At 39.0% G+C, this 22,819-nt stretch carries 20 protein-coding genes and 1 other annotated feature; of the genes, 10 read left to right on the plus strand and 10 right to left on the minus strand.

The window, feature by feature from the left end:
* Window positions 1-531 precede the first annotated feature (531 nt).
* The 3 genes from QZ488_RS15550 to QZ488_RS15560 all read left to right on the plus strand — a co-directional run bounded on the left by QZ488_RS15550 (window position 532) and on the right by QZ488_RS15560 (window position 3,274).
* Entirely contained in the window at window positions 532-996 is a 465-nt protein-coding gene (locus tag QZ488_RS15550; RefSeq protein ID WP_293750421.1) for a hypothetical protein, read from the plus strand.
* A gap of 146 nt (window positions 997-1,142) precedes the next feature.
* Window positions 1,143-1,583: a BLUF domain-containing protein gene (locus QZ488_RS15555; protein WP_293750423.1), complete on the plus strand. Its 441-nt coding sequence runs from the start codon at window positions 1,143-1,145 to the stop codon at window positions 1,581-1,583.
* Between the two features lie 5 nt (window positions 1,584-1,588).
* Entirely contained in the window at window positions 1,589-3,274 is a 1,686-nt protein-coding gene (locus QZ488_RS15560; protein ID WP_293750425.1) for a methyl-accepting chemotaxis protein, read from the plus strand.
* A 95-nt stretch (window positions 3,275-3,369) separates the two neighbouring features.
* On the opposite strand, the gene QZ488_RS15565 is transcribed toward QZ488_RS15560, so the two are convergent.
* The 3 genes from QZ488_RS15565 to QZ488_RS15575 form a co-directional block, all read right to left on the minus strand.
* Complete coding sequence (locus QZ488_RS15565) at window positions 3,370-4,482, minus strand: DNA alkylation repair protein (RefSeq protein ID WP_293750427.1); 1,113 nt, start codon at window positions 4,480-4,482, stop codon at window positions 3,370-3,372.
* Between the two features lie 136 nt (window positions 4,483-4,618).
* Complete coding sequence (locus QZ488_RS15570; protein WP_293750429.1) at window positions 4,619-5,671, minus strand: hypothetical protein; 1,053 nt, start codon at window positions 5,669-5,671, stop codon at window positions 4,619-4,621.
* A 291-nt stretch (window positions 5,672-5,962) separates the two neighbouring features.
* Complete coding sequence (locus QZ488_RS15575) at window positions 5,963-7,579, minus strand: choline dehydrogenase (RefSeq protein ID WP_293750431.1); 1,617 nt, start codon at window positions 7,577-7,579, stop codon at window positions 5,963-5,965.
* Between the two features lie 262 nt (window positions 7,580-7,841).
* On the opposite strand from QZ488_RS15575, the gene QZ488_RS15580 reads away from it, so the two are divergent.
* A complete protein-coding gene (locus QZ488_RS15580; RefSeq protein WP_293750433.1) occupies window positions 7,842-8,558 on the plus strand; it encodes a DUF1439 domain-containing protein in 717 nt (238 codons plus the stop codon).
* A 128-nt stretch (window positions 8,559-8,686) separates the two neighbouring features.
* On the opposite strand, the gene QZ488_RS15585 is transcribed toward QZ488_RS15580, so the two are convergent.
* The 3 genes from QZ488_RS15585 to QZ488_RS15595 form a co-directional block, all read right to left on the minus strand.
* Window positions 8,687-10,144 carry a hypothetical protein gene (locus QZ488_RS15585; RefSeq protein ID WP_293750435.1) on the minus strand — a complete coding sequence of 486 codons (1,458 nt, stop codon included), beginning with the start codon at window positions 10,142-10,144 and terminating at the stop codon, window positions 8,687-8,689.
* 188 nt (window positions 10,145-10,332) lie between these two features.
* On the minus strand, window positions 10,333-11,796 hold the full coding sequence (locus QZ488_RS15590; RefSeq protein WP_293750437.1) for a wax ester/triacylglycerol synthase domain-containing protein: 1,464 nt from the start codon (window positions 11,794-11,796) through the stop codon (window positions 10,333-10,335).
* Window positions 11,797-11,829: 33 nt separating this feature from the next.
* Entirely contained in the window at window positions 11,830-12,579 is a 750-nt protein-coding gene (locus tag QZ488_RS15595; RefSeq protein WP_293750439.1) for a TetR/AcrR family transcriptional regulator, read from the minus strand.
* 43 nt (window positions 12,580-12,622) lie between these two features.
* Here QZ488_RS15595 and QZ488_RS15600 point away from each other — a divergent pair, with 43 nt between their 5' ends.
* A complete protein-coding gene (locus QZ488_RS15600) occupies window positions 12,623-13,396 on the plus strand; it encodes a ParA family protein (protein ID WP_293750441.1) in 774 nt (257 codons plus the stop codon).
* Window positions 13,397-13,404: 8 nt separating this feature from the next.
* On the opposite strand, the gene QZ488_RS15605 is transcribed toward QZ488_RS15600, so the two are convergent.
* Complete coding sequence (locus tag QZ488_RS15605; RefSeq protein ID WP_293750443.1) at window positions 13,405-13,944, minus strand: CIA30 family protein; 540 nt, start codon at window positions 13,942-13,944, stop codon at window positions 13,405-13,407.
* Between the two features lie 73 nt (window positions 13,945-14,017).
* Window positions 14,018-15,235: a DUF445 family protein gene (locus QZ488_RS15610; RefSeq protein WP_293750445.1), complete on the minus strand. Its 1,218-nt coding sequence runs from the start codon at window positions 15,233-15,235 to the stop codon at window positions 14,018-14,020.
* A gap of 259 nt (window positions 15,236-15,494) precedes the next feature.
* Between QZ488_RS15610 and QZ488_RS15615 the strand changes: the two genes are divergently transcribed.
* The 5 genes from QZ488_RS15615 (at window position 15,495) to QZ488_RS15635 (ending at window position 20,780) form a co-directional block, all read left to right on the plus strand.
* Complete coding sequence (locus tag QZ488_RS15615; protein ID WP_293750447.1) at window positions 15,495-16,967, plus strand: DUF3336 domain-containing protein; 1,473 nt, start codon at window positions 15,495-15,497, stop codon at window positions 16,965-16,967.
* 13 nt (window positions 16,968-16,980) lie between these two features.
* Entirely contained in the window at window positions 16,981-17,346 is a 366-nt protein-coding gene (locus tag QZ488_RS15620; RefSeq protein WP_293750449.1) for an MmcQ/YjbR family DNA-binding protein, read from the plus strand.
* Window positions 17,347-17,694: 348 nt separating this feature from the next.
* A complete protein-coding gene (locus tag QZ488_RS15625; RefSeq protein WP_293750451.1) occupies window positions 17,695-19,005 on the plus strand; it encodes an aminotransferase class V-fold PLP-dependent enzyme in 1,311 nt (436 codons plus the stop codon).
* Between the two features lie 207 nt (window positions 19,006-19,212).
* Entirely contained in the window at window positions 19,213-20,253 is a 1,041-nt protein-coding gene (locus QZ488_RS15630; protein ID WP_293750453.1) for a serine hydrolase domain-containing protein, read from the plus strand.
* Window positions 20,250-20,780: a cupin domain-containing protein gene (locus tag QZ488_RS15635; protein ID WP_293750455.1), complete on the plus strand. Its 531-nt coding sequence runs from the start codon at window positions 20,250-20,252 to the stop codon at window positions 20,778-20,780. The genes QZ488_RS15630 and QZ488_RS15635 overlap by 4 nt, the downstream gene beginning before the upstream one ends.
* 50 nt (window positions 20,781-20,830) lie before the next feature.
* Here the strand turns inward: QZ488_RS15635 and QZ488_RS15640 are convergent, their stop codons facing one another.
* Complete coding sequence (locus QZ488_RS15640; protein ID WP_293750457.1) at window positions 20,831-21,748, minus strand: hypothetical protein; 918 nt, start codon at window positions 21,746-21,748, stop codon at window positions 20,831-20,833.
* Window positions 21,749-21,982: 234 nt separating this feature from the next.
* Entirely contained in the window at window positions 21,983-22,276 is a 294-nt protein-coding gene (locus QZ488_RS15645; protein ID WP_293750459.1) for a hypothetical protein, read from the minus strand.
* Window positions 22,277-22,608: 332 nt separating this feature from the next.
* Window positions 22,609-22,722, plus strand: a sequence feature (His leader region).
* Window positions 22,723-22,819: the final 97 nt, after the last annotated feature.

The following is a 22,819-nucleotide window of genomic DNA, read 5'->3' on the forward strand; positions in this document are numbered from 1 at the left end:
ATTTGGACAATGATGAAAAGTTCAATAAAAACAGTATGTTTAGTGTTCAACAACAGTTAATACAAACATAGCCTTTTAAAAATGTCTTTGCCAATATAAAAGACTCAAAAAAAGTTTGTCATTATCCAAACAATCAAACAGCATTCACATGCATCATTTTCTACTTCATTGAGTTACAAAAAATGAGTATAGATATGTTGGTTCACAGCCATTTATTCATTGCCAACATTGAACGTTCAAAACACGTTATCTACCCGCTCCCTTAAACGCATGAAGACGTAATTAATCAGTGGAAAATGACTGACATTTGTTGCTCATAAAAGAAAGTTTAGCAAATAAAAAGATCGAGTTTTAACAAGCACATAGACGTAAAAGTTAAGGCTCGCAATCGACGATTTTCTGTCTATCTTCAAACAGATTATTGAGCACTCTAATACTTTAGTCTAAATGACCATTTAAATAGATTAGTGTTAGAATTTATGTGACTTTTTTAGTACCACTGTGGTCATGTTTTTTTACGAAGGAATTACTATGAAATTAAACTCTACAATCCTGTTATCTGCATTGTTACTAATTAACTCAGGTACGGTGCTCGCAGCAGGCGATGCACGTCACTTCCCCGGTATTTTTCTCGGCTATACAAATGCCGCAGATGAAACACATTTTACCTATGGCATCGAGTATGAATATAAATTCAACCAACATTGGGGACTCGGAGCAATATACGAAAAAGTAGATGATGCACATCATGGTGATGGCGTAACAGTGACAATTGCTGAGCTATTTTATCACCCAGTAAAAAACGTAAGAGTTGGATTTGGCATAGGTAAGGAAAAAATTGGTGGTGCTCACCCACACACAGAAGACTTGTATCGAGTGAGTGCAAACTATGAGTTCCATGTAGGTGATTTTGGAATTGAACCTACCGTGGCAGTAGATTTCATCGACGGGGAAAAAGCCTATGTATTAGGCTTAGCATTTATCAAACCATTCTAAACCACAAATGACCTAAAGGAATTATCAAGTTAAGCAGATAAGACGAAGTGCTCACAAAACAATTAGTTATTCAAAATAATGGATCGTTTGTGAGTCTTTTTTGAATCTGAATCGTCCATTAAAAATTAAAATGACGAGTAATTTATATGATTGAACTAGTGTACATAAGCAAGGCAAACAAGCGTTTCACAACTGCAGAGGTGCAAGCTATGCTGCGCACCTTCCGCCAGAAAAACCATGCCACAGAAGTAACTGGGCTGTTGCTTTACGATGGATATGGCACCTTTGTACAGGCACTAGAAGGTGACTCGGAAGTGCTAACAACACTTTATGCAAAAATTAAACTTGATGAACGTCACACCCGGGTGAATTTATTAGGGGAAACGCCGATATCTAAACGAAGTTTCCCTGATTGGCGGATGGGTTACAAAAATCTAGATCTATCTTCCGCAATCGAAATAGAAGGTTACTCTGATTTTCTAGAGCATAATGATCGCACTGATTACCTTGCACAGAAGCCTAACTTTGCAATGGATTTGCTGGAACACTTTAAACACAACAGCAAATCAAATTTAGATGAGGATTAAGACCAATGCTAAAACGTATCAAAATAAGCCAAAAAATTTATTTATTAGGTTTTACGAAGCTTATTCTCATGTTGATTATGGGCATTATAGCATTAATTCAAATGGCGAAAATTGGCAGTGAATTAGTAGATATTGCCGAAGAACATATACCTCTTGGTTCTAAAATAACACATATTACCGAGCTACAACTTTCCCAGTCTATTTTGTTCGAACGCGCTTTATTTTATGCTTCTATCCGTGCACAAAATAGTGATTTCAGTTCGGAAAAATCGTCGAGTGTTAACAATAAACTGTTTGAATTAAGCAAGACTATCGACCAAGAAATGGACCAAACCAAAACATTCATTACCAAAGCTATTGAAATTCTTCATACAGAACAAGCTAAAAAAGAATATCGTCACATTTTGAGTGTGTTAAACGATGCACAACAACGTTATGCCGTATTTACAAGTAAACTTGAGACTTTTGATTCAATTTCAGGAACAGTCGAGCTTGTAGAGTTTGCTACTGATGTAGAAAAAATACAGGATAAATTGCAACAGGAACTAATTGATTTATCAATGGAAATAATGAAATTCACCCAAGAAGCTTCATTACAAGCCGAACATGATGAACAGTCAGGAATTGTTTGGATTTCCGTTTCCTTTGTCATTGCCCTAGCAGTTGGCTTGGTCTTACCGTCCATCATTAGCCAATCTATCGTTAAACCAATCAACTTTTTGGCTTCAAGGTTGGCAGAAATTGCTAACGGGGACGGTGATTTAACAGTGAGATTGGATGAAAAAGCCAAAGATGAAACCGGTGATGTAGCCCGTTCGTTTAATCAATTCCTCAATGTATTAAGAACACTGATTAGCAATACTAATAATCAGGCGGATGATTTAGGTAATTCAGCAGAAGAAGCATTAAAAGCAATGCGGGTCACTGCTTCAAATGTAGATAACCAAAGAACCGAAACAGAATTAGTGGCCGCAGCTGTCAACGAAATGAGCACCACCACACATGAAGTCGCGCGAAGTGCTTCCCACGCTGCCGATGTCACGCAAAATGTAAAAGACAAAGTAGTTGAAGGGCAAAAAGATGCTATCGAAACTCAGACTATTATCAAAAAATTATCAGAAGAAGTAAGCGAAGCATCAGAGGTGATAGGAAGTTTAGTAGAGGAAACCAACAATATTGGAAATGTACTAGAGTCAATCCAAGGCATTGCCGCGCAAACCAACTTGTTGGCACTTAATGCCGCCATAGAGGCTGCTAGAGCAGGTGAAACAGGACGTGGTTTCGCAGTAGTGGCCGATGAAGTCCGCACGTTAGCGCAACGTACACAAACATCAACAGTTGATATTCAAGACTTATTGCTAAGATTAAAGACTGAGGCCAATAACGCAGTCACAAGCATGAACAAAGGCACAGAAAGCGCAAATTCATGTCTTGAAAAAAGTGCAAAAACTAGTCGAACATTTGAAGAAGCCTCAGATTCTGTCTCGCAAATATCAGACTTAAACGTACAGATTGCCGCTGCGGCAGAAGAACAATCGGCCGTGGCTGAAGAGATAAATAAGAACATTGTTAAAATCAGCGAACTGGCGGATATCACAGCGCAAGGTGCGAAGGAAACATCAAAAGCCAACAGTACCATTGCAAAAAGTATCATAGATTTACACTCTAATCTGAATGTATTTATAGTCTGATAATTAAGGCTTACTCTCATTCAAATGAGTTGGTTGATTTTTCTAGAGCAAACCAGTTCAATCGAACTGGTGTCGTTTATGTGAGTTGAAGCAGGTTATTCGTTTAAGTCAAAGTGTCCAATCAAGGTGCGTTGTCCGTTGATAATAACCTCAACCTGATGCTTTCCAGCATACAAGATTCGCGTGGTCATCGCTTTCAATGACACCTTTTTAGAAAATCGTAACGTCTGAGCAGGCTCTATTTCTATGGCTTTAAGCTTGAATACTTTAGGGTTTGCCTTGCCATTGGCCTTGATGAAGAGGATAGAAAAGTCGACCATTAAGGCTGCTTTTTTACGGCTTTGATTAATCAATTCAAAGTTAATTTGAACGCTTGATCCCATCTTGGCTTTTTCTGGAGTTATGTTTACTTGCTGAATTTTCACATCAACGACCTGGCCATAACCCAACGCCTCTAATGCCCCCTTCTCGCCACGTTTAATTGCGCTACGCAGAGAGTGCTTCACCAACCATATTCTGTCTTTAGAAGCATTATTGAGCCACCTTTTAGCGATATTTGCTAATAACTCAGGATGATCTTTACCAATATCATTGAGATTGTTAGCAACCGACCGCCTTACATACAGCTCAGGATCATCTTTTAGTAATTCTAATAAAACAATGACAGGTGATGGGTCTTGAATAAACTCTGGTAAACGCGAAGCCCATGGCAAACGAGTGCGAGTGCCTTCTGACACCAATCGTCTTACATGTTGATTTGAGTCATTGGCCCATAACTTCAATAAAGCCAAACATTTTTCTGGATAACGTTGTATAAAAGGCCGAATGGCAAATTCAGAAGTAAACCTTTGAGTCAGCTGATAATGTGCTTGCATGGATGTATCAAAATCATTGAGTCCATTGTCAGTGACATAAATGGTGTGAGGCAAGAATATAAAAGAGGCAATACTATTATTCTCTTCATGCTCTACTGGCGAGTCTAACGACGCGATCAATATTTCTACCGCACTCTTAAAATCATCAGGTAAATAAACCTTTAACGCTGTGGCAATTTTCCGGCCTCGCTCCATCAATTCAAGACTGTCATAACCTTGCTGCACATGCGCAACAAACCCTTCACTATCGAAGTTGACGTCTACATGCTGCAGCATGTTTGATATTTTGGTGACAATATCAATGCCATAATTATTTTTGAGAGGTTCAGCCAAGTCGTTAGTTCGCCATAATTTATTTAGTGGTGACGTTCAAGCATTTCCAATTTCGCCGAATAAAGCTTTTCATCTAACTTGGTATAAGCCAATCCTGATGCTTTTTGCATAGCGTTATTGGCCTCAGCCTTGTCCCCTAGTTGATAATAAGTCTTTGCTTGACCAAAAAATTCTCATGTAAATAGGGCGCCATGTCTGCGGATTTTTTGTAAAGGTATAGAGCCTTCCAATAGTTTTCTCTTGTATAGGCCTGATTAGCTAAATCATGCCAGTTGAATGGGTTGTCATCTTCAATTTCCAAATACTTGTCTTCGTATAACGCAGCTTCTGCATGTCTGTTACTTTCGTTAAGCAAAATTACGTAGTTACTTAAAATACTCACCGAGCCTTTTGTATGCTGAAGCGTGTGTCTATATATGGATTCGGCTACATCTGGCATTCCTGATTTTTTATGCAAAACAGCCAAGGTATTGAGTGTTTCAATATTATTTGGTGATATCTGCAGAGCGGCAGATAACAAAGAATATGCCCTATCTAAGTCATCATCTACTAATGCCTTGGCGGCCAAGTTTTGATAATACATAGACACAAAATCTTCATCACTTACTCTCCCCCCCTTTACTCCTCTGGATGCTGGGAAATAATCTATGATGATCTTTGAAAAGTATATATCTAGCTTTTTATTATCGAGTTGGGCTGGTGCATGAACATGTGTTTGAACATGAGAAGACATAGTCATGATGCCATTTTCTCGAGAATAAACAGGCTCAGAATTAACTTTGCGATATTCAACTTTAAGACCCACTAAAGAAGCATAAGCCTTAGTTAAAATAGCAAGTGATAGGCAATTACCGGCTTGCTCAATAGCAGCTAAGTCAGCATTATAAGTATCGCCTCGGTAAGTGAAACCACTGAGAAAGTCACCTAAGTATTCAGCCAAACGCACATGACCTTTAATATCTTTATTTTCCCGAGCATGGTAATACGATAAAAAATGTTGTGCGCTATCATCATTAAGATAAAAGATATCTTCTATTTGAGGGACTTCGATTAGATTGTAGTCATCACTTTGCCAATTAAGGTGAGGAGCTATACGAGCAGAATGGGTATCTATGGAGCTAGATAAGTCGTCGTGACTTGCACAACCCATAATCAACAACAGTAAAAACAAAGCAGTAAATCGTACCATCTATTTCATTTGACACTCCACAATCTGTGTTAAGATCTATTATCAATAAAAAGATATCGGATTTAACACAAACTGTATACTCAAATCACCTGAAACAGCGGATTCAACGGGAATTAAAACGTGCTAAGACAGGTAGTAATTAGTATAGAACTGCAATCAAAAATCAACCGCGCAAGCTAAATCACATTGGCAATGCTCGAAAGACTACGCCTCAGTTATGCTGAAACACATAAATTGAGGCGATATGTTAAAGATAAAAATCGATGGTTTTCTTTAGCCAAATCGATAAATTTATTGGTATTGTTGCTTTATTAAATCAGCACAACGTTCTGCAATCATGATTGTTGGAGCATTGGTGTTTCCACCAACAAGTGTGGGCATAACAGATGCATCCACTACCCTTAAGCCTTTTATACCTTTTACTTTAAGTTCTGGATCTACCACTGTCATCGTCTCTTCAACATCCCCCATTTTACAGGTACCTACTGGGTGATAAATGGTTTCGGCTTTTTTGCGGATAAAAGCCAATATTTGTTCATCTGTTTGTGCTTCTGGGCCCGGCCCGATTTCCCAAGATTGGTACTTTTCAAAGGATGGAGCCGCCAAAATTTCCCTCGCGCGTCTTACACCGTCAATCATCACTTTTTGATCATCAGGATGATGCAAATAGTTCGGATCAATCATGGCTAAATCGCCAGGCTTATTAGAACGTAATTTAATTTCGCCCCTGCTTTTAGGATACAGACCACAAACATGGACCCCATATCCATAACCAAATGCGGTAGTACGACCATGATTCAGCAAAATTGCTGGTAAAAAATGGTATTGAATATCTGGGATATCACCTGCACTTTGTGTTTTATCAAAACCACCAGCCTCTGCTACATTACTGGTGAGCAGACCTTTGCGATTAAACATGTAATTAAATGCCGCTTTTACGTAACGCGGAATAAGCGCAAATGAAATAGAATAACTTTCCCGACTTTTACAGCGATGTTGAACTATTGCATCAAGATGGTCTTGCAAGTTTTGCCCTACCCCAGGTAAATCTACTTTTGTTTCAATACCTTTTTCAGCTAGATGTGCCTTTGGCCCTATCCCAGACAACATTAGGACTTGTGGTGAGTTGATTGCTCCAGCTGATAACAACACTTCTTTGTTCGCAGTTAGTTCAATAGATTGACCATTAAGTTGCAGTTTTATCCCTGTTGCTACGCCATTATTAATTTGAATTTTTTCAACTAAGGCTTTGGTTAATACGGTTAAATTAGGGCGTGTTAAGGCCGGGGTTAAATAACCTTTTGCTGTAGAACAGCGCTGCCCGTTTTCCTGAGTAACCTGATAAAAACCTAGTCCCTCTCGATCAACACTATTAAAATCGGTGACTTTGGCTAAACCAGCACCTTGGGCAGCATCCACAAAGGAGTTAGAAAGAGGGTTGGTATGCACTAAATCACTGACGCTAAGGTAACCGCCTGCACCATGCAATTCACTCTCACCATGTTGTTGCTTTTCTGATTTTTTGAAATAAGGCAACACAGTTTGCCAATCCCATCCTTTAGCACCCAACTCACTCCACTGGTCATAATCTTCTGGCACACCACGCACATAACACATGGCATTGAGTGAACTTGAACCACCCAGTACTTTGCCTCGAGGCCAAAAAAGTTGACGGTTATTAAGTTGAGATTGAGGTTCGGTATCGTACTCCCAGCCTAAATTAGTCATCCTCGAAAGAAAGGCCAAACCAAATGGAATATGAATAAACGGGCTTTTGTCTTTACCACCCGCTTCAATTAAACAGACACTAAACTGGCTATTTTCAGTTAAGCGAGCCGCTAATGTAGCACCAGCTGAACCGGCACCTATAATGATAAAGTCGAATTGTGTTTGAGAAAGTTTTTGCATGAAATCGATTGCTTATTTGAACTAAAAATATCAGGAGCTATGGCGGTTAAAACTAAGGTAAAACTGGATCAACCGTGGTTATAACGTTCACAACACTCATCTGATGTCATACCAGTTAGTGTATCAAAAAAGATATCTTAGTGTTACTTTCTTGTAAACTTGAACGCTACCAGCAGAATAATTTTATACAATAAAATTCAATTAGTTATAAAATGCACGTTGCGCTAAGTATTATCATAAATATCAATGGAGAAGCATTAGTTTGGATTCACAATCTATTAAAATGTCATTTCGCTTACTCCTGGCCAAGTGCCTTATTCGCCTAAAACGACTTAAACACGTGGATCATTCAGCGGATGAAATTAATCAATTAATTCAGCCTCATCTGCCACTTACCTTCCCTATTTCAGTGCCTAAGGGAGAAGGTCGTTTTACCTTATCAAAAACCAACATTTCAATGCCAATAAACGCGGATTATATTCAAGCCGAGGTGTTGGGCAATATTGAGGTCACTTATCTTGCCAACCCCATTTATCGTGCTCATGTAGTATTAGTCGTACAAGCTAAGCCCCATTATGAAAAGACCAGAAAAAACGTACTGCTGACTGATTTACGCATTATCGATATTCATATGTTAAACGACGAATATTCCATTTTAAAAGATACTTCCAACCTGATTAATATGTTTGTCCCTAGTCCGGTTTTGTCTATGGTTACAGGTTCAATGAAAACAGCCTTTTCGATTATGACGGGCACTACTGCTTCCGAAGCTAATAGTTATTTGCAAATGTACTTAAGTGGCAGCAAACAAAAAGTATTGGATTACCATAAACCACAAATTGAAAACATCATTACTGATTTGGCCGCAGGTGAAGACATGCAATACAGCTTGGACATCAATGATTTTGAAGAGGGTTTATTCGCACAATACGGCAAAAAAGTAGTGGTTGAACAGGGACATTTGAGATTTAAGTTCTAAACAATTCATCGCAAGTAGCTAAACGGTAATCAATGTTTAGTTGCTAGTAATTCTCGCGCCAAATCCTTTCCTGCAACTATGATGGTCTGAATAGAATCAAACCCATCACTATTACCTAGCGGGTTAACTTACCCCCCACGACTCCATAAATTTTGATTACCCTCAACAAAAAAGTAATTATGGGGTTCCCAATAATCGGGAACCGATCCAGCACTTTCAGAAGGTTTAAAGTCGTAACTTAACTTTTGCATAATCTCAACTAAGCGTTTTGGATCTATTTTCATCAATTTTTTGCGCGCAACAGGGAAATGCAAGTTAATATTTTTCTCCATTACCATGGTTTTACCGTGAGTTAAAAACATCAAATTTTTAGTCACTGGGCGACATATGGGCTCATCTACTAACTTTGGGTTTAAGCCCGATACTATGGCATATTCATATAACTCTAATTCTTCGCCTCGCATGTCTTTAGGTATGTAGACAAAGCCATAACCTAAAGGAAACTGACCGACAATATCTACAAATACTTTAGCGATTGGCCCGCTAATAACTTTTTTAATAGCCAATTGTTCAATCAAAATCGAAGCTGTTGTTAAGCTCTTCCGTTGGTAGTCACGTTTAGTCGAAAAAACAACAGACGTATAAATTTGTGGGATTTTAATAATCTCACTAGTACCAAGCTTAGACGAGTTGGCATCTAAGACTAAGCCCAACTGAAATTTGAGTTTTTGTTTTTCAGACTCATCAAAAGCAGACACGTCTTCTTGTATAATCTTATCGCTGGCCTGCTGACAACCTAAACCATTTTGTAAATAATCAATCGTATATTCATAATTTAAGCGCAACATCTTTTCACGCTCATCTTTTTCGAGTAAACGAAATCTGTCTTTTTCGCCCTTCTTACCTTCTAAAAGCTCGACTAGATCTGGATGTTGAAGACCTACATCTTGAAAAACTGCAGCCAGCATAATAGGTAGGATAACCGCCTGCGTATAACAAATATAATCGCTTCCCTCTGGTTCAAAACGTTTTTCAGGGTCATAATTTTTCATCATATAGGCATTTTTTACTACACCATCGAGAACCAACTTATCTAGTACTCGCAAACTTAACACTGCTTTATATGCTGGTTTTAACTTATGGTGTAGTTCAGCTAATTTCTTCCCCTTACCCGGCGAAAAAAGAACTAAGGTAGTTAAAAACTTGGCACTTTTTAATTGGGTATCCTCAAAATTTTCACCTTCACTCAAAGATAACAAGTTGAGGCACATACTAACGGCATCATTAAGTCTGGTAATCCGACTTTCTTTTTGCACTCGGAGTTCGTGGTTATACTTTCTTTTTAGTTGCTCCACATTGGCTTCTAGTTTTAACGCCTCTTTACCTGATTGTTCTTTCTTGGCAGATAAAACTTGCTGCATTTCGGTTTTTATCAACTGCAGTTTTTGTTTGTTTACAGGTTCTTGCTTAAAATAGTTAGCGGCTTGTTGATAAAGAGAAGGTTTCTCTTCTTCATTACCACTGATTGCATTGACCAATCTATCTACCGAAATGGTATAGCTAAAATTGTAATTTTTATCTAACATCTTAACTCAACTTATACAGCGAATAGGTTTGGTAAAGAGTAGGCTCTATTTAAACATGCAAATATTATCGAGACTGAAGCCATTTCTTTGAATACCAATTGGATTACCTTGAAGTTTAACTATTTTAAACTAAAGATGAAAGCAGGGAAATAAATCTCCCAACACTCTGTTATTTAGCCGGACGTGTTTCATTTAATTACGTCTTTTTGACTGAAGGGTTCGTCATCAACAATTGATGAAAATTCCTCTGTTATCTTTTCGCCAATATCCTCAATATTTAAGCTTGGATCATCGACACACTTTTCCAACATATCGAATGCATCTAGGCAATAACGCCTAAGAGGTTCTAAACTATCAATCTTATTATTACAACAAACCAGCCCAATATTGGCCCGTCCATTATAGGTCACCATAGTAATATTCACACCACCACCAGGCGTAATTGTTGAAACAGGATAAGCGGCAAGTACTTGGCTATCTTTAAAGTACATTCTTTCAGAGGGGCCCGGCATATTGGACACTAAAGTGTTAGCGATAGGTTTGACCCAATTCGACAATCCCAACAGCTCAAAGATGATGGCATAGGTTTGAATTAATAAAGTGTAATAACTAAACGACGCAGGATGTGAAGCTTTCGCCGCCCTTTTAACTTTGCGATGATTCTCAATTATTTCTCTGAGTCTAAGATAAGGATCAGTATGTCCATGTGCTAGTTCAACTGGCACTATGGCAATCTGATTGCCGTAGGTTGTTTCTCCCGGTTTACGTAAATTGATTGGCATATTGGTATATAAGGCTTTGTTAAATGTATGCCCATAATCTCTAAGCTGCCTATGTACCGCAATGTCGAACACACATAACATCACCTCATTAGCTGATGCTCTTAAACGTTTGCTGAGAGCCTTAATACGTTCAAAGTCGATATCCAAGGTCGCAATAGCACGGCCTTTTTTCACCTGCCCTGTCAACACTGTTTTGGTGCCTGAAAAAGGCAACGGCATGTAGTCTTTATTTATTCTAAGTAACTTGAGCAGCAGCCTAAATATAATCCAAATAAGATCTTTACTGGCTATTATAAAACCCCAAACGCCGCCAAATGCAGCCTTAAACCAGTGGGGTTTATTCCGTGTTCTTTGCGTTCTGTCCATTGACCATACAGGTACAAAACCTTCAACAATTGGCTCAGGGCTGTAACCTGCTTGGAACCACCGGATGAGGGTACTGCCGTCCCCGCACATATGATGAATTTTAATATACAGGGCGAATTGTTCTGTGTTGTGGTCTTTAATTAAATGAAATTGCCAAAGTGGTTTGTCTCTGTCTAACCAAGGTTCATGTAAGCTGGCAACAAACTTATGTAACGCAGGTTTGTCGGTTAAGTCTTCGATAGTATGCAGCTGAACATGGTATTGCATGTCTAACTGTTCAGCGGGTACAAACTTGATGGGGTACCCCATAAAAGTCCTGACTCTGCAATTAAAAGGCGCACAAGCTTGATCATTTGCGCGCATTTCTGCCGCCAGTTCATCAACATAATCCAGAGTGGCCTTTGCTGGCATTTTTAACAGCTGCAAGCTTGCTACATGTTTAGGATTATCCTCAGATTCAGTGATCCAAAAGGTCTTATCAAGAAATGCTAGTTTTTTACTCAAAACGTTATCCTTTTAAACTGAGGTTTATATCCTTTAATCTTCATTAGAGAATCCACGATTGGCTATGGCTTCTTGTAAACGATGTAATTCACCTGGTTCAATGTTGATATACGGCAACAAGGCAAACAAAATGGCTGACAGACTTTTGTATAAATACACATCATCATTAATATCATTACCTTTCAAAGCATAATAATTACCGGCCTGACTAAAGACTAAACCAATGATCTCAACCATTTGATTGCACTGACCAGCAGAAGCATTAATCGTTTTTTGTATTACAAACTGCGCTAGAAGCTCTGTAACACATCGTTCTTGAGCGCCCATCAATTTAATGAACCCTTTGGCCACACTAGGGTATTTATCAGTTAAGTCAGTAGGATTACGATACAAAAATCGAAACAAGTGATTCTTTTCAATAATCAGATACAGATAATAAAAGAAGTCTTCGATGCTTAGAGAAGTTTCAGATTGATTACTTGGGGCATCAAGAATGGTGCGTAATTGCTCTTGATAAAGATCAAACAACGCTGCAATAATGACTTCTTTTCCTTTGAAATGATAATACAAATTGCCTGGACTGATATCCAATTCCAATGCAATCTCGACACTGCTAACATTGTTTTCCCCTTGTTGATTAAAGATATCAAGGGCAGTTACCAATATACGTTCAGCCGTTTTCATTTTATTATCACCAAAATATGCTGGAGCATGCTGTATCATTCCACACTGTGAGCGCCATGTACAAGTGTTTGAATATAAAGCTTTTGTATTTATACGCATTGATTAATTAACCTCAACTCAGGTTAACGATATAGGACAAATAATGATAAGAGTACTGTTCAACAAAAAGGGTGGAGTGGGCAAATCAAGTTTAGCCGTTAATCTTGCGGCGATTTCTGCTAGTCAGGGTTACACAACCTTACTCATTGACCTAGATACACAATGTAATAGTACCGCTTATCTAAATGCCACTGACATCCCCAAAGAAAGCAGTATTGCGGATTTATTTGAACAAACGATAACCTTTCACCTACATCGTCGTCCTGCCAGTGATTTCTGTCATCCTACACAAGTGCCTAATCTGGATATTATTCCTGGCTCTGAACGTTTAGCCGAGCTGGAGAGTGAATTAGACAGCAGGCATAAAATTTATAAACTACGGGAGGCCTTGGAGTCTCTGAAAGGTACCTATCAGCACATATTTATCGATACAGCACCTGCATTAAACTTTTACAGTATGTCGGCGCTAATTGCGGCACAACGATGTTTAATACCTATCGATTGTGATGACTTCGCTAGGCAAGGCTTATATAGCTTGCAACTAAAAATTGCCGAAATAAAAGAAGATCATAATGAAGACTTGGAAATTGAAGGGATCATAGCCAATCAATACATGACTAATGCTAACCTACCCAAACAAATTGTGAATGAATTAATAGCTGAGGGTTTCCCAGTTTTGTTAGAATATATTGGTCAATCGGTTAAAATGCGCGAGTCTCACCAGGCTAAAAAACCCCTTATTTTACTGGCGCCTAAGCATAAATTAACGCAATCTTTGACCGGTATATTTGAACTGTTAGATAAAAATCAAACCTGAATTCAAGGCTATTGACCGATGCCCTTTATGGCTAAACGAAATAATCCGGGTTGCTTATCAGCCAACATCACTCCAATTTGCCTGACGTCAGCAAATAACAGTTCAGGAGCCCCGTCTATTTTTCGTCCTCGAAATTGTGCAACAAAATCTTTTTCAGTAAAAGCCAGGGTTTGCCATATATCACGTTGACTGGAAAACGTTGCCACGTAAGCCATTCCGTCAAACCCTTTATTCGTTCTAAGACGCAATTGGTAGTCCCTACCGTCACTTTTTATTTCCAGTAAAATAGGTTTACCGTCACTTTCCAGAGCCAATGGGCCGACACGTCTAACAGATGCAAACCCACCATTATTATCCAAAGATAGAACCCCTTCGAAATAGGCGATTGTATCAACCACACGTAAATTTGACTGAGACACTCCGCCCATTACGCTATCGTTCACACGATACCAATAGTTGAGTTCTTGACTATCAGAAAAATCAACTTTCGATTGAGATGAGGCGTTAGAAGACAACATAGTTAATAAGGTAAGTAGAATAATTTTCATGAAGCTTACTACGTCAAAAGCTAGAAAATAGATTCAATATTTGTTTTTAACTCAAGTAGTTTTTTTGGAAGGGTTATAAAAACACTAGATACAATTGCATAAAACCAGCGCCCATACCTAATAATGCCCCAGTTAAAATCAACTTCCATTCATCGGCTTCGTAGGCGGGACGAAGCACACCTTCAAACTCTTCAGGCGATAAGGCTTGCATACGCTCACACAAATCATCAGCAATTCTTAGGGCTTTATTGGTGTATTCGTAGGCATAGGCTAAGTATTTTTCTGAATCGGCAAAAATACGCTGAGTAGCGAGTTCTTTCATTTTGTAATAAGAGTCGGATCCAACACCTAAGGCAAAATAGGGCTGTGCGATAGCCACATAACGTTCAATTGCGTCATTTACATGGAGTTCTATCAATTCTAACAATTGACCAGACCCCGACCCATGCACGGCTATTTCCATAATATTTTTTGAGGTCATCAATTTTGACTCAATAATATCTGAATACACCCGAGAGACTTCTTTCTGACGTTTTAAAAACATGCCTTGAATGGTAAAGCCCATAAATTTAATCGGGTGTTTAGGTTCAAAAATGATCTTTAATGCAATCCAGTTGGTGGCATACCCTACTATTAAGCCTCCTACTGGCAATACCCACCAAGTGGGATAAAACATCCACACCACCATTGTCGGTAAGCCAAATAAAAATCCAAAATAAAAGCCAGATTTTTCTATAAAAGGAAATTCCTTTTCACCCGACTTTAAGAAAATTTCGTTGATAAGTTCGGGAGCGTTAACTAACTGACCGACCACCAGCTCTTTAATATCCACAATCTCTTCAATGTTGTACTTAAAGTCATTGACCATTTTAGTGACAACATTAGGAATATCGGCTTCAACTCTTGCGTAAACAAGGTTTTTGCCATGCACAGGCAAAGATGCCCATAACTGAGGTGCAGACTCTTTCATCACATCATTAATAATCACCCGAATAGTTTGCTTGAGACGCCTTTGAATGGCTTTAGTCAGTTCTAAAGGATCTATTCGGTCTGCTAATTCTTGCACGCTGAGCAATTTACCTAGCACTAGCTCAACTTCAATCTCCGCCATTTCTCGGCGCTTGGCGGGGATTAAACCTTGCCAACCTAAAAAAGGTTTAAGGCCAACAAATTCGATGGGATAAAACATCATTTTGACGGCTAAAAAATTAGTAGTCCAACCCACTATCGCGCTAATAATAGGGATAGATAACAAAGGGAGATGAGTAACGAGTTGATCAATTAATTGCATAGAAAGCAGTTGCGCCTGTTAATTATTATTTTGCGGCTTACATGAGCCATCTTAAGAGGCTAACTATTGGAGTTAGAATGGTCAATCTAAAAATAGCCTAGGTTGGAAATTATCCATATAAAACCCTTTTTAAATACAACTAGTTAACTAATCAAGTCGATAAAAGGTAATGGTTTAAGTTGAACATCTTCAATTTTGGGTAGCAATTTCTAATTATTTGCGGTTATATCTGGTCAGACTAGTAAATTGAGAGACTTGAATGGCGAATAAAATCCTTGCTGAATTAGAAGACATTATGCAACAAGCCACGTCTTATGAAGAATATTTAGAGGCTGCACAAGCCCATGACGAATTGTCTGGCGCCGATGAATGGAAAGCCAAAGATCATAGTACAGATTATGACTATCGCTTGATCCGTAAACGTGTACAACGTATCAAACAAGCCAGAATAAGCGGTGATGTAGCCGGTTTGATGTATATTTTACACGAAGGGTTACACGGTAACTTGGGTAATATTGCATCATCTGCTCTTAATCAACACGCCAAAATTGGCACTAAACATCTGATTGAAGAATTTATCCAAGAAGTATGTAGCGCCTTGGACTTTATTTATCAAGCTGATGAAAATGAAATCGATTTTTACGAGAAATTGTCTTTCTTTGATGAAACCGCACAGGCTTTTGGTCGCAGTTGTTTGATGTTAAGTGGCGGCGCAGGTCTTGGTTTTTTCCATTGTGGGGTCATCAAATCGTTAATCGAACATGATTTATTGCCTAAAGTAGTATCAGGTGCCAGTGCTGGCTCAATCATCGCAGCATTGGTGGGTACACGCACCGATGAAGAATTGCTGAAGGTGATTCAACCCGAGTTCATCCAACAAAAATTTAAACAGTGGCGACTATGGCAAGGTTTTGGCAAAGGCAGTTTGCTCGACAGTAGCCATCTCGAAAATGCCTTAATTGAATTATTTGACTTAACCACTTTTGAAGAAGCTTTTAAGAAAACCGGTCGGCATATGACGATTACAGTATCTCCGGCTGATTTGCATCAACATTCACGTTTGTTAAATGCTAAAACTTCGCCCAACGCTATTATTACGCAGGCAGTGAGAGCATCAACGGCGATACCCATATTATTTTCCCCGGTACAATTAAAGGCTAAAAACAGAGCCGGTGATGTTGTGCCTTATATTCCTAATCGACGTTTTGCAGACGGCTCAATTATGGCCGACCTACCCTTTGATCGTTTAGCCCGTTTGTATGGGGTCAATCATAGTATTGTCAGTCAAACTAACTTAGTGGCTGTGCCCTTTTTGGCTAGAGATAAAAGAGATACCACAGGGTTAGTGGGCTTAACCTGGCGTTACGCGGCAAAAATTGCCAAAGTGAACAGCATTTATGCTTTTGATTTACTTGAAAACGTTATTAGCCATCGAGCGGCTAGATTAGGCATACATAAAGTGCGATCTATTATTGATCAACAATATGTGGGCGATATCAATATTTTACCCAGCGCTAGTTTTGCTAATCTTAAACATATTGCTTCCAACCCAAGTTTAAAAAGTATCCAAGAGCTTATTCATCACGGTGAACGCGCCACTTGGCCACAACTAGATTTAATTAAACGCAATACCCTAATCAGCAAAACAATCAGGGATTATTTAACCCAATTAAAACAAAGAGAAGCCAGACTACTCACCGACCACAATGGATTGCGCGTCGTTAATGGTTAACCACCAATAAGCAATGAACTACAACGAATTCAATCGTTTCTGTGAAGCAATGCCTCCCACCACATACCTAAAGCAGTGGGGTGATTCTCATGTTTGGAAGGTTGCAGGTAAGGTGTTTGCTATTGGAGGCTGGGCTGAGGGTGAGCTACCTGCGTTTACATTTAAAACATCCGAACTCAATTTTGGTTTTTTGAATGAATCTGAAGATTACAAACCCGCCCCATATTTTGCAAACCGAGGAATGAAATGGATCCAACAGTTTGATAGCCACTCAGATAAAGACAAGGAACTGTGTTATTACCTTACCGAGTCTCACCGCTTAGTTTCACTTGGGTTGTCCAAATCAAAACAAAAAGAGTTGGGGTTAAATCAAGAGTAAATAAAGCACGACTCATGCCTTTCAGCTTTAAAATCACCTAGTACCAACTAATTAATCGGCATAGCCAAATATTATCCTAGGACTCGACTACATACTCACCCGCCATTAACGCAAGATGATAATGAGTTCACAAGCAAGTAGCGATCTGGAAACCAATAAATACACAACATCCTTGATATTTCCCCCTTCACAATAAAGCGTATTTAGGAACCATACACTAAACTAGGTCGAATCACTTTTTCGACATTAGCTCAGGTCCCGCAAAAATCAACATAAAATAAACCACTATATACCTTGGGTTTTGTCGTTGAAAAAACACAATTAGCGATATAAAAAAGGAAGATAAATATGTTAAGACGTGACTTTTTAAACGGGTTAGGCCTAGGTGTTGGAGCTAGCTTTTTATTACCAAGTGCAGTACTTGCAGCATCACCTAACGCCACTAGTGACGAAATGAACATTCAAGCGGGAGATTGGAAGGCTTTAAGAAACATGTTCCCCTTAACTCGAAAATACATTCAATTATCCACTTTTTTATTGGCCTCTCATCCCAAACCTGTGTCTGACGCCATCCAAAGGCATCGCTTGGCATTTGATGAAAACCCATCAGATTATTGGCATGAACATTTCCAAACTATCGACCGAGATATCTCTGCTTCTGCAGCAGAATATATGGGTGGAAAAACCCAGAACATTGCTCTCACCGACAGCACTACTATGGGCCTAGGCATTGTTTACAGTGGATTAAAATTACAAGTTGGTGACGAAATTTTACAGACAGTACATGACCACTATTCTACAGATATGTCTTTAGCACACCGCGCCAACCGTACTGGTGCCAAAATAAACCGAATTGCCCTTTATGATGATCCATCCCAAGTCAGCGTAGAAGATGTGCTGAAACGCATGAAAGCCGGGATAACCAGTAATACACGAGTGTTTGTAGCAACCTGGGTGCATTCATCCACAGGGGTAAAACTGCCTATCAGGGCCATGGCTGACACCATTGACAAACTCAACCAACAACGCAAAGCCCATCAACAAATTCTATTTTGTGTGGACGGTGTGCACGGTTTTGGTATTGAAGATCAAGATATCAGTGAATTGGGCTGCGACTTTTTTATTGCAGGCACCCACAAATGGATATTCGGCCCTCGAGGTACAGGAGTTATTTGGGGTAATGACAAAGCGTGGTCTCAAAATGAACCTGTGATCCCGAGTTTTAGTGGCTCTTACGACGTGTGGATGGGTGGCATGACCCAAGATCAAGTACCTATGGGTGAACATATGTCGCCAGGCGGATTTCATTCTTTTGAACATCGCTGGGCATTACCAGAGGCATTTAAATTACATTTACAATTAGGCAAAGCCAATGTGCAAAAGCGCATTCACCAACTAAATCAACAAACCAAACAAGGTTTGGCAAAAATGTCCCATGTTAAGTTATATACGCCAGCCAGTGATGAACTGTCATCGGGATTGGTCTGTTTTGATGTAAAAGGAATGAAACCAGATATGGTGGTGAAAACCATGCACGACAAAGGCATTATTATGAGCAACACGCCTTATCGAATTAGTTATGCAAGGTTCGCCCCCTCATTGCTCAATAATGAACAGGAAATCGAGCTTGCCTTAGCTGAAATTCAAGCAATGGCCTAATCAGGATTGACGTATTCAGGGGTGCATCGTGCCCCTGCTAATTCACTTATTTGATCCGCAAAGAATTCACTTAGTTAACATATAACGCAGCGCCTCACTTATGCTAATTATCATAGATTTCACCTTGTTTAACGCAAGCTATTAACAAAATAGTTGCTGTAAGGGTATTATCGGCACATTAATAAAAGCTTACCTTACTGAAATACTATGCAGAAAAATCAAACTAAACGAATATTCAGAATAATATTATTGGTAAGCACCTTTATATCGATGTTTTTCTTACCATGGATTTTAGTTTGGGCATGGATAATGCCACTCCCCGCAACCGTGCAAGAACAAGTACTTGAAGCCTTAGATCATAAGTTTGATGGGATCATTGTTTATGTAGACCAAGCGGGGAAACCAGCGGAGTTTTATGCTGCAGGCTGGCATGATCGAAAAAACAAAATACCTGCCGACCCACACGCCTTATTCAAAATTGCCAGTATCACTAAGTTATATGTCGCTGTAGCGACCGCAAAATTAGTCAAAGCCGAACGTTTGTCTTTAGATAAGACTCTCGCGGAGTACTTTCCAGAACTTATAGGTAGAATTGAAAATGCTGAAAAAATCACCTTAAGAATGATGCTGCAGCATCGAAGTGGTATTCCCAATTTTGTAGATCATCCAGAGTTTTGGAGTAAACCGCCCAAAAACAAACAAGAAACGCTTAATTACGCACTAGATTTACCAGCAAACTTTGCCCCCGGTGAAGGTTATGGCTATTCAAACACCAACTATATGTTGATTTCTGATCTGATTGATAAAGTTGTGGGTTATACACATCAACAATATATTAAAGAGGAAATACTGATACCACTTGGCTTAAAAAATACTTTTGGCTCGCTTGGCGAAGTGCATATAGACAAGGTGATGAGTGGTTATTACGTTGGTGTTGATCAAGACTTTAAGACAGAAGATACCGGTTTAATGCTCGCTACAGCAGAAGATGTGGGGATATTTTTGCGCGCCCTAAACGATGGCTCAGTATTTAATGATGGAGAGCAGGATATCTATTCCTCCATTTACGTATACAAACATACAGGTTTGCTAGTGGGTTATCAGAGCTTTGCTGAATACCACAAAGACATCGACACAGTAGTGATTCAATTTAATAATACATCTAACTTTGATGGATATGACTGGAATTTAGCCGAAATCATATATAGTCGTATTCTGAAAATACTGAGAAATGAAACGAATAAATGAATAACGAAAACGCTCCTATCCCAACTAAAGTATTGACTAAAGAACAAGTGATAACCCAGCTGAATTTAGAACATCACTTCGAAGGCGGCTATTTTCGTCAAACATTTAAAGCCCAGCATAGGGATAAGGTCACCACTGTCCGTGGCGATCGTACCACCATGACGGCTATCTATTACATGTTAACCGAAGACAACAATATCGATCATTTCCATACTAAACATTCAGATGGCATCGAGTTTTATCATTTGGGTGCGCCCATTACCTACCATATGATTTCTCCAGACGGACAGTATGACAAGGTCGTTGTTGGCCCAGATATACTAAATGGCCAACAGTTGCAGCTTGCTGTACCTGGCGGTACTTATAAAGCAGCTGAACTGACATCCGGAACCTTTGGTTTGGTCAGTGAAGCGGTCGCTCCCGGCTGGGAAATGGAAGATATGATAGAGGTAAGCCAAGACGAATTACTTAAGCAGTTCCCTCAGCACAAGGCCATCATTGAGCACTTAGCGAATAATAAACAGTAATATCTATATCGAGTTACCCCCTAAGATTACAATTATGCCTACCTTGCAAACTACCGGTTTAATAAAGCTGAAAGTGGCACTAATTGTATTTCTGCATGAAAAATCACCTGTTGATTTGATAACACACAAGTACAAACTTGCGTCACATTCTCAGAGTTTTGATTGCCTGTGGAATGTGGTGAGCTAACCAGAATATTTAGTGCATCATTACTTTTTAGCCCTGCTAATAATATTCTATCAATAGATAGTTTGTGGGACACATAAATCATAGGTTTTTCAACCAGATTATGGCCTTCGGCTTTTGCTCTCTCTAATAACGCTGACGACACTAGACTTAATGGATACATTTCCGGGAAACTAACTTTATCTGCAAATTCATCTATGTATTCAGATTGTTCGGCAAAAGCACTCGCCAGAAAATTTTTAGCGTTTCCTACAATCATATATTTACGTTTTAAAAAATATCTCTCTGTTCCAATAAAACTTCTATCTTTGCCGTTTATGACCTCACTAAGTTCAGGTAAAGGAACAACACCCTTTACTAAATGCTGTGTCGAATAACGTTTATAACCCAGCAAAACGGTTTTACCATTAGCTTTAAGGGCAATCCTATTGGTAAAACATTGTACACCTGATATTTCTGAGAAGCGGCCATCACGTACAACGAGTTCAATCGTATCTCCTGGCTTAACCGAACCCGCAAAACTCAGTTCATATTGACTAAAATTAAGAAGTTCAGAATCTTCACTCGGCAATTCTTTTGATTCAAGGTGGCTAGCGTAGTTTTTAGTAGAGCGGTTCATTTGGTCTTCAACAAAACAGCCAAGCTGAAAACCTAATGCAATAGGACCTTCAAAGGGATTTGATTGAATATGATGCCAGCGATTTTTATCATGAAAAAGATTGAAGTCATCAGTAGAATTTCTAGCCGCTTCGATATGCATCTGACTAATAATAAATTCAGACATATCGTCCTCACTTTCAGTAATTTGTATGTATTAATGTGAGCCAAAGGTTTGGTAGTGCCATTGCTCACTCTAGTTGACAGTAGCCTGGGTGACATAATATACAATCTATTTATACCCGCTTCCCTTGAAGCTATAGTTTTGTATATTGTCATCACTCATTTACTGAATCTAGACTCATGGATTGAGCGTCTATGCGGCCTACAACTCGAATAATTTGGGTTTTGGCCTTAGGTCTTAAACATAAATATCTAAATGTTTTGGTCCTTTGGGTTTCTTCTGGTCAGCGTCGCCATCTGCGTTCTCAACTAGATCTGGATTAGTGTTTTGTTCTGGACTCTGTTCATTTTTATTTTGTTTTTGTTGCTTCTTTTTCTTAGCTTCCCTTTCCTCGCCCTTAAGTTCTTTCTCCTCATCACTTAAGGCCTTTAGTTTTTCTTGTTTATCAATTTTTGCTACTTTCTGGCTATCATGTGCAATCGGCACTTTGCCCTCTCTAGGCAGTATCGAAAATAAAAGGTCAGTAGTCATAATTTCTCCTTATTAATATTTAACCTGAGCTCTGGATGTGTTCCACGCGTTCCCAATGTAAAAAACTCTCTAACAGGCTGTTGCTATTGTATTCATTTAAAGGAAAGCGGCACGTCTTAACCAGAGTTCAGGTTATCTATTATTTCGACAACATTGTTCACAAAACATTCAATCACATACTTGTAAACTAACATAGTTGATTTAATTGTAAGAAAGCAGCTACTTTCATCCTAAATATTCTTGCATTAATCAGGCCGATTACATAATGTAGGCGCCATTGAAGCGCAGTGATTTAAAAGAACCTAAAATTATGAACATTACCTTGAAAGCAGTCGTCCATCATCATATAGCTTAACCTTTCAGGTGTTTGCTGGAAGGTCTATTGAATCCTTCTAGCGGCGCAGACACAATCTAAACCCCCGGAAGGAATCTTTCGGGGGTTTTTCTTTTAGGTCTATAAAGCCACTGATGAATTGTAAATTTAGTAACACATTTTTAAACAGGATTGGAAATAAACATGAGTGATAACAATAGATTACGTAT

The organism is uncultured Paraglaciecola sp. (assembly GCF_913020055.1).
GTDB lineage: Bacteria > Pseudomonadota > Gammaproteobacteria > Enterobacterales > Alteromonadaceae > Paraglaciecola.